8 protein-coding genes are annotated in these 7,623 nt (G+C 47.4%); 5 read left to right on the top strand and 3 right to left on the bottom strand.

Annotated features, from left to right (window positions below; genetic code table 11):
• The first annotated feature begins 242 nt into the window (after positions 1 to 242).
• The 4 genes from MMIC_RS12085 to MMIC_RS12070 all read left to right on the top strand — a co-directional run bounded on the left by MMIC_RS12085 (position 243) and on the right by MMIC_RS12070 (position 4,046).
• A complete protein-coding gene (locus tag MMIC_RS12085) occupies positions 243 to 581 on the top strand; it encodes a hypothetical protein (RefSeq protein WP_072660733.1) in 339 nt (112 codons plus the stop codon).
• Positions 581 to 2,953, top strand: coding sequence for an efflux RND transporter permease subunit (locus MMIC_RS12080; protein WP_072660732.1), 2,373 nt, complete (start codon positions 581 to 583; stop codon positions 2,951 to 2,953). The genes MMIC_RS12085 and MMIC_RS12080 overlap by 1 nt, the downstream gene beginning before the upstream one ends.
• Positions 2,954 to 3,769 carry an outer membrane lipoprotein-sorting protein gene (locus tag MMIC_RS12075; protein ID WP_072660731.1) on the top strand — a complete coding sequence of 272 codons (816 nt, stop codon included), beginning with the start codon at positions 2,954 to 2,956 and terminating at the stop codon, positions 3,767 to 3,769.
• Between the two features lie 88 nt (positions 3,770 to 3,857).
• Positions 3,858 to 4,046, top strand: coding sequence for an NF038104 family lipoprotein (locus MMIC_RS12070; RefSeq protein WP_072660730.1), 189 nt, complete (start codon positions 3,858 to 3,860; stop codon positions 4,044 to 4,046).
• Here MMIC_RS12070 and MMIC_RS12065 read toward each other — a convergent pair.
• Together MMIC_RS12065 and MMIC_RS12060 are read right to left on the bottom strand one after the other, a co-directional pair.
• Positions 4,043 to 4,318: a GIY-YIG nuclease family protein gene (locus tag MMIC_RS12065; RefSeq protein WP_072660729.1), complete on the bottom strand. Its 276-nt coding sequence runs from the start codon at positions 4,316 to 4,318 to the stop codon at positions 4,043 to 4,045. The two genes, MMIC_RS12070 and MMIC_RS12065, sit on opposite strands and share 4 nt — an antisense overlap.
• A complete protein-coding gene (locus MMIC_RS12060; protein WP_072660728.1) occupies positions 4,305 to 6,179 on the bottom strand; it encodes an ATP-binding cassette domain-containing protein in 1,875 nt (624 codons plus the stop codon). The genes MMIC_RS12065 and MMIC_RS12060 overlap by 14 nt, the downstream gene beginning before the upstream one ends.
• 88 nt (positions 6,180 to 6,267) lie before the next feature.
• On the opposite strand from MMIC_RS12060, the gene MMIC_RS12055 reads away from it, so the two are divergent.
• On the top strand, positions 6,268 to 6,708 hold the full coding sequence (locus tag MMIC_RS12055) for a secondary thiamine-phosphate synthase enzyme YjbQ (protein WP_083530592.1): 441 nt from the start codon (positions 6,268 to 6,270) through the stop codon (positions 6,706 to 6,708).
• 246 nt (positions 6,709 to 6,954) lie between these two features.
• Here MMIC_RS12055 and MMIC_RS12050 read toward each other — a convergent pair whose 3' ends face one another.
• Complete coding sequence (locus MMIC_RS12050) at positions 6,955 to 7,185, bottom strand: helix-turn-helix domain-containing protein (protein WP_072660727.1); 231 nt, start codon at positions 7,183 to 7,185, stop codon at positions 6,955 to 6,957.
• Between the last annotated feature and the right edge of the window lie 438 nt (positions 7,186 to 7,623).

Below are 7,623 nucleotides of genomic sequence, written 5' to 3'. Positions count from 1 at the left end.
CGGTCAACCTCATGCAGCGAAGGAATATCGCCGAATTGCTGGGAGGAAGCTCACCGCCTCCAAAGCGAAAACCGACCGTGAATCCTCGCCAGATGGCACTGCTCAATGCTTAACCGGACAGCAGTGATCGTTTCTATAAAAATAAAGAAGAAATTGCTGTCGAGGGAGCCCGGGCCTGCCTGGCAGCCAAAGCTGAAGCGGGTGAGTATGCAGCTGCGCAGGCAAGCAATAGCAGGGCTGCTTTGCGTGCCTATTTCGTTATTCGTCTAAGGCATTTGCATGCCTTTGTATCGGAAACGCCGCATATGTATGAACTCATACAATTGGTTTCAGGCAAACATAAAGACCTGCTTCAACATTTTGAGGAGCGTGCTAAAAGTGCCATACAAACCATATTAGTCGGGGGTATTGCATCTGGAGAGTTTTGTGCCTGTGATACGAAGCAACGAGCAGCAGACCTTTATCATGCATCTAATAAATACAATATGCCGATGTGTATGAACGTGCAGCTTGAATCCCTGGAGGCGGAGTTGAACAGCCTTCTCGAGCTGCTTTTCGATGGTTTGAAGGCAGGCCAATGATGGAATTGTTTATTAAGTCTGTAACGAACTGGCCAAAGCTGGTTATTGCACTGGTGGTTTTATTGACCATGGGCATTGCATCGCAAATGGCCAAAATGCAGATTGAAACAGATACCGAAGCATTTATTCCTCCCGGTCATCAGGCCACGCTGGATAATACCCGTATGAAGGAGATATTCGGTACACCGGACCTGCTCTGGATTGGTGTTGTACGTGAAGATGGTGGTATCTATCAGTCTGATACATTGAAAGTTATTCAGAGCATTAGCGATAAGGTTCGGTTGCTTCCCGGTGTGGTAGACCAGGATGTGGTTTCGATTGCCACTGAAGACAATATTCGTGGCACAGCTGATGGCATGGAAGTCGAGCCATTCATGCAAGAGGTGCCGGATGATGCTGCGGCTCTGTTGTCCCTGCAGCAGCAGATTCAGGGTTTTGACATCTTCGATGGTTTCATTGTTGCCAAAAATGGGGCTGCAGCGGCAATTCTCGTTGAGCTGGAGCCACATACATTGCTGGCTGATCGGGGACTGGATAAATTTAAACTCTATGATGCTGTGCAAAGCATCGTGGATGAGGTGGCCCAGGGGCGTCCTGAGCAGTTTCATGTGGCTGGTAAACCGGTACTGGAAGCAACCCTGGGTCTGTACATTACTGAAGATCTCAGTGTGATGATGCCACTGGTATTTCTTGTGCTGTCTATTTTGCTGTATTTTACCTATCGATCAGCACGGGGTGTGTTTATACCGCTGGCTGTGGTGTCATTTTCGGTGATGGGTGCAATGGGAATAATGGCAGCTGTGGGTGTGCCTATGTATCCGACCACCACGATGGTTCCTGTTACACTGATGGCTATTGGTGTGGCTGATGCAATTCATCTGCTGGGTAAATATTACGAACTGGTATTACTCAATCCTGCCATAGATCGCAAAAGCGTGGTGCGCGATACCATGACAGAGATGTGGCGACCGGTTGTTTTAACTTCGATTACCACGGCCGTTGGTTTCCTCTCTTTTCTGACGATGGAGATGGTGCCATTGCAGATGATGGGTGTATTTGCAGCTGTGGGTATTATCTATGCGATGTTTGTGTCGCTAACGCTGGTGCCTGCGTTACTGGTGCTGATGAAGGTGTCGGCACCAAAATCCCTGGTGGAAAAAGTGTCACAGGGTCACGGGCTGGAAGGTGCAGGTCTGGTCTCGCGCTATTTAACCCTTCTCGGTGACTGGGTCGGGAGACATGTCACCGGAACACTGTTTCTCACCAGTGCACTGATATTTCTGTCAGCCTGGGGTGCTTCCAGAGTCTATGTAGATGATTCTTATGTATCCAACTTTGAACAGGACTCGGCCATTGTTGAGGCTGATCGTGTCGTGAATAAACATTTTATCGGGTCGTATCAGTTTAATGTGGTGTTGGAAGCAAAAGATGCGGAGGCCTTTTACAGCCCTGAACTGCTTCAAGCTGTCTGGTCATTTCAGCAGGAGATGGAGGCAAAGAATACCATTGTTGGCGGTTCGATCAGTATTGTAGATTATATTCGCCGAATGCATCAGGTGATGAATGAGAACAGACCCGAGATGGCGAAGATTCCTGAATCCTCCGATCTGATTGCCCAGTATTTGCTGCTATACTCTTTTTCCGGCGCTCCGGATGATTTTGCTGAGGTGATTGATAGTGAGTACCGCATTGCCAATGTTCGCCTGTTTATGACCAATGGCATTTACTCTAAATATCATAAGATTGAAGCGGACTTGCATGCGTTGGCAGCGCAATATTTTGATCCCTTGGGTGTGCAGTGGAGTATTACCGGTAATGGGCATATCTCTTATGTGCAGACCGGCATGATTACCAATAATCTGCGTTTTAATATTATTGCCACTGTGCTGGCGATATTTCTGGCGGCCTGGATCATGATGCGCTCCTTTGTTGCCGGCATTTTCGTGATGACCCCCGTACTGGCTGCTGTGATTTTGAATTTTGCCTTTATGGGTTTGACCGGCACGACTATAGGCTGGGGCTCATCGATGTTCACCTCGATCGCCATCTGTATCGGTGTGGATTATGCCATTCATCTGATTTATAAATACCGCAATGAGTACAATAGCCTGCGGGATGATAAACGGGCTCTTACCCGCACACTTGCCACGACCGGTAAAACCATATTGTTCAATGCTGTTGTGGTGGTTGCCGGTTTTATGGTGTTGATTGCAAGTGTTATGCCGCCCAACCAGGAAATGGGGCTACTGGTTTCTGCAGCCATGTTCTCATCTTTCGTGGCAACCTTGACAGTATTACCAGCCTTGATTCTGGCTGCTAAACCGAAATTTGTGTTTGCAGGAAACAAGTTTGAAACATCGAAGGAGCAATAAATGAATATACAGAAACTGGCCTTGATCACATTTGCTATAGCCATTTGTACCGGTATGGCTGCAGTACTCTCCTATGGTGAAGAAATCACCGGGGAAGAGGTGATGCAGCGGGTGGATAACCGCGATGATGGTGATGATTTGACTCAGAAAATATACCAGAAACTGATTGATCGCAGGGGTGGGGAGCGTGAACGCTTTATCATTGCCTTCCGTAAGGATTATGGAAAAGACAGTAAATCGATCTCCTATTTTCTGCAGCCTGCCAATATCCGGGATACCGCACTTCTGACCTATGATTACGACGGAACTGCGCGTGATGATGACCAATGGTTATATCTGCCTGCATTGAAAAAAGTGCGACGCATCTCTGCCTCGGATCGGGGTGATTATTTCATGGGTACCGATTTCACCTTTGAAGATATTAAACAGACGCCGGAACTTGATGATTATAACTGGACCTGGCTGGGCACTGAAACTGTTGACGGGTTTGATTGCTGGGTCGTTCAGGGAGAACCAAAAACGGATGATCTGAAGAAAAATCTGGGTTATGCCAAAACGGTGAATTATGTGCGTAAGGATAACAATATGGCGATACGCATCGATTACTGGGATCGCAAAGGGCAGGAATTAAAGCATTTTCGCATTGTTGAAATGCAAGAGGTGCAAGGCATCTGGACCGCTTTGAAGATGGAGATGGTCAATGTCCAGACAGGGCACAGTACAGTCATGGTATTTTCAGAACAGAAGTACAACTCAGGAATATCTGACCGTGCATTCTCCGAGCGCATGCTTAAGCGCGGTTACCGCGGACATTAACGAAACTCAGGTGATCCTTGTGCGTGTTTAATTGTACAGGAACATGTAAAGTGCGCTGAACCATTGTACAACGGTTGTCGAGGTGATGATGTTTAAATTTCTGTTTGCCCTTGTTGCACTTTTTGGCCTTTCAGGTTGTGTCGTTGGTACAGTCGTTGGAACTGCTGTCGATGTGGCCGTTGAAGTGGTTAAGGTTCCATTTAAAGTGGGTGGAGCAATCGTCGATGTTGTGTCCGATGATGAAGAAGAAGCTGAAGAGAGTGAACCTGAAAATTAAGTTTGTGCCGGTTTGATTGTTCCGCTGATAATCATTTTCTCTTTATCGCTTTTACTCATTTTTTTGACTCGAACTTCTGTTCTTGATGCTGCGGATCGATCTCCAACCTGTTGTTGAAATACCAGTTCCAAAGGGCCTTTACCACGCAGGAATTTTGCGCCTTTGCCGCTTTTGTGCTCGCTGAATCTGCGCTCCACATCGGTGGTGATACCGGTGTAGAGTTGGCCTCCTGAGCAGCGAATCAGGTAGAGGAACCATTCACTGGATGGCATTTTCCAACTCCTCGCAGCTATCCATCCATGCTTCTTCAGTATTCTGCAGTGTTTTTTCCAACTGGCTGTGCTCAATGCTGAGTTGTTTCAGCAGATCGCCACTGCCGCTTTCATACAGTTTTGGATCAGCGAGCTGTTCATCGAGTTTGAATTTCATGTCGTGCAGCTTTTCCAGTTCAGCTTCCAGCTTTTTGATTTTGTTGCGCAGCGGTTGCAGCAGTTTTCGTTGCTCGGCTTTGGCACGTCGATCATCCTTGCGTGATGGCGTGCTTGTAGCGATGTTCTCTTCGTTGCGTTGTTCAAGCAGCCATTTCGAGTATTCATCCAGATCGCCGTTGAACAGATCGACCTGACCTGCTGATACCAGCATCAGGGAGTCACACACTGTACGCAGTAAGTGACGATCATGTGATACCAGTACCATCGCGCCTTCAAAGCTCTGCAGGGCCATAGAGAGGGCATGACGCATCTCCAGGTCCAGGTGATTGGTCGGTTCATCCAGCAGTAGCAAATTCGGCTGCATATAGACTATCAGGGCCAGTACCAGGCGTGCCTTTTCACCACCGGAAAAGGGGGCGACAGGGGAGAGGGCCATGTCGCCGCGAAAATCGAAGCCACCAAGGAACAGGCGCGCCTCCTTTTCAGATAGTGACTCATCCAGCATCTGCAGGTGTTGTAAGGGTGTCAGCTCCCCGTGCAGTTGTTCCAGCTGATGCTGGGCAAAATAACCAATAGAGAGGTCTTTTGCCTGATCACATTGTCCTTTCTGAGCCTGTAGTTCACCTGCCAGCAGCTTGATCAGGGTTGATTTACCTTCGCCATTTGGGCCAAGAAGTCCGATGCGTTCTCCCGGCAGCAGACTGAATGAAACGTTATTCAATATGGTGGTATCGCCATAACCCGCATCGGCTTTGTTTAGTCGCAGTAGAGGATTGGGAATGCCACCCGGGTGTTTGAAGGCAAACGAGAATGGTGAATCAATATGAGCCGGGGCAATCATCTGCATGCGTTCGAGTGCCTTGATACGGCTCTGGGCCTGAGTGGCTTTGGTCGCTTTGGCTTTGAAGCGATTAATGAAACTGGTCATGTGAGCTACCTGCTTCTGTTGTTTCACGTAAGACGCCTGCTGCAAGGCAAGTTTTTCAGCGCGCATATGCTCAAATGCAGTGTAGTTGCCGCGGTACATGGTCAACTGTTCGTGTTCAACATAAGCGATCTGGTTGACACAGCGATCAAGGAAATCACGATCGTGGGAGATGAGTAACAAAGCTCCCTGATAGCTCCTCAGCCACTTCTCCAGCCAGACAACTGCTTCAAGATCAAGATGGTTGGTTGGTTCATCCAGTAACAATAGGTCCGAGCGACAGAACAGGGCATGTCCCAGATTTAATCTCATGCGCCAGCCGCCCGAAAAGCTGGCGACCGGATTATGCTCTGTACCAACGGCAAAACCCAGACCGTGCATTAAACCTGCAGCGCGGGCATGGGCTGCATAGCCATCGATAGTGGCGAAGCGCTCATGAAGTTCGGCTAAACGAACACCATCATTATCTGCTTCTGCCTGTGCAATTTGCTGTTGTAGTTGAGTGAGTTCGGGATCACCCTGCATAACATATTCAATGGCGGGTAAATTCAAGGCAGGGGTTTCCTGCGCGACATGCGCAATGGCAATATTCTTTTCCATACTGAAGTGACCATCATCGACATCGAGTGCCCCCTGAATCAGAGCAAAAAGCGATGATTTGCCAGTCCCATTGGCACCGGTGATGCCGACCTTATGGCCGCTGTGGATGGTCATGGATGCATCGCGAAACAGCAGTTTAGCGCCCCGGCGCAGGGTGACCTTGTCAAAATAGAGCATGCGGCATTTTAGAGCAGAATGTTAAAACTGCACCCATACATTTCTTCGTATGCCTGACAGTTATAGGGTATGCAAATGAGAGGTGCATATGTGGATGCAGAAAATGATTCGTTTGTCAGCCAGAAGCAGAGGCTTTCACCTGATTACGCAGGAAATAGTAGAACAGCTGCCTGAACTTAGGGAATTCAATATTGGATTGGCTCATCTGTTTATCAAACACACCAGTGCCAGTCTGACGATCAACGAAAATGCTGATCCGACTGTTCGTTCGGATATGGAAGCCCATTTCAATCACTTTGTGCCGGAAAATCAGGATTACTATCGTCACACACTTGAGGGCTCCGATGATATGCCGGCCCACATTAAATCCAGTACGCTGGGTAGTAGTATCTCAATTCCGATCACTGACGGCCGACTTGCTCTGGGCACGTGGCAGGGCCTCTATCTTACATACGAATGCCTTGGTATTCCCAATAATAAATACTTAAAAAACCATGGACGTAGAGCTCTAGCCAAATTCTTAAACTAATAGGATATGATTTGTTTCTGAAGACTCCTGATAGTAATAAACCTCTGATTCAGGTTGGAAACGACTGTTGAAATTATCGGTGAACAGATCGTTTGTCCTGATGGTTGATTGCTGGAATCAGCCGTTCAAAAAGAAAAGCGTCCTTGCCGAATAAAAACAAAAAAGGTGGTTGGATAGAATAAAACTCTCGAATTCAGGATAGACTGGGAGGGCTCTACCCAGATTTTACCGGAGCGTTCCAGCTAACTAATCTATCACCTTTACGAAATCGGAAAGTGGTGTCCCACACACTTTGCAAATCTCTGACAACTCAATGAGGTCAAGGCGTCGCTCACCCTTCTCGTATTTGGAAATATAGCTTTGAGGACGATTTAATTGAGCTGCCAGTTCGACTTGAGTCAGTCCACAATTGATTCTCATTGTTTTCAGTGCCTCGATGAGTTGCAGCTGACGAGCACTCCACTTTTCTCTATCCATGGCAGGAAAATATCAGCACTATTGCAATATCCCGTTTTGGGATAATAATTGCGCGACATGATTAGCGTGTTTTTTGTAATTCGATTGGTCAATAAGGTGAGTAAATATTCTTCACCACTGCATCTTTATTAACGAAAGATCCATGGGAATTGGAACACGATACCCATAAATGGTTCAGACATGCCAAGGGTCAGTTTCAGCGCGGGTATAAGTTTGGTCGTGACTGATTTGGGAGGGTCAAATTGATGAAAAAAGAAGAGAAGAAAGATGTAGTGTGTGAATCGTTGGATCGTAATGCTGCAGATTTGGTAGGGGTTCTACCCCGTTTCTACGGACACATCTAAAAAGAGGCATAATATGCCCATAAGGAGTGTTCCGAATGACCCAACGAAGAAAGTACAGTGCCGAATTCAAGCGCGAAGCTGTTGCGCTTACCTA

Origin of the sequence: Mariprofundus micogutta (assembly GCF_001895085.1) — a bacterium.
In the GTDB taxonomy this organism is placed as follows: Bacteria; Pseudomonadota; Zetaproteobacteria; order Mariprofundales; family Mariprofundaceae; genus Mariprofundus; species Mariprofundus micogutta.
The sequence above is the reverse complement of the archived record's forward strand: the minus strand, read 5'-3'. Positions and strand labels throughout refer to the sequence as shown.

Coding starts and splice junctions, on each gene's coding strand:
- MMIC_RS12050 (WP_072660727.1), bottom strand. CDS start 7,185: ATGGATAGAGAAAAGTGGAGTGCTCGTCAGCTGCAACTCATCGAGGCA.
- MMIC_RS12065 (WP_072660729.1), bottom strand. CDS start 4,318: ATGCCATCCAGTGAATGGTTCCTCTACCTGATTCGCTGCTCAGGAGGC.
- MMIC_RS12075 (WP_072660731.1), top strand. CDS start 2,954: ATGAATATACAGAAACTGGCCTTGATCACATTTGCTATAGCCATTTGT.
- MMIC_RS12070 (WP_072660730.1), top strand. CDS start 3,858: ATGTTTAAATTTCTGTTTGCCCTTGTTGCACTTTTTGGCCTTTCAGGT.
- MMIC_RS12055 (WP_083530592.1), top strand. CDS start 6,268: ATGTGGATGCAGAAAATGATTCGTTTGTCAGCCAGAAGCAGAGGCTTT.
- MMIC_RS12080 (WP_072660732.1), top strand. CDS start 581: ATGGAATTGTTTATTAAGTCTGTAACGAACTGGCCAAAGCTGGTTATT.
- MMIC_RS12060 (WP_072660728.1), bottom strand. CDS start 6,179: ATGCTCTATTTTGACAAGGTCACCCTGCGCCGGGGCGCTAAACTGCTG.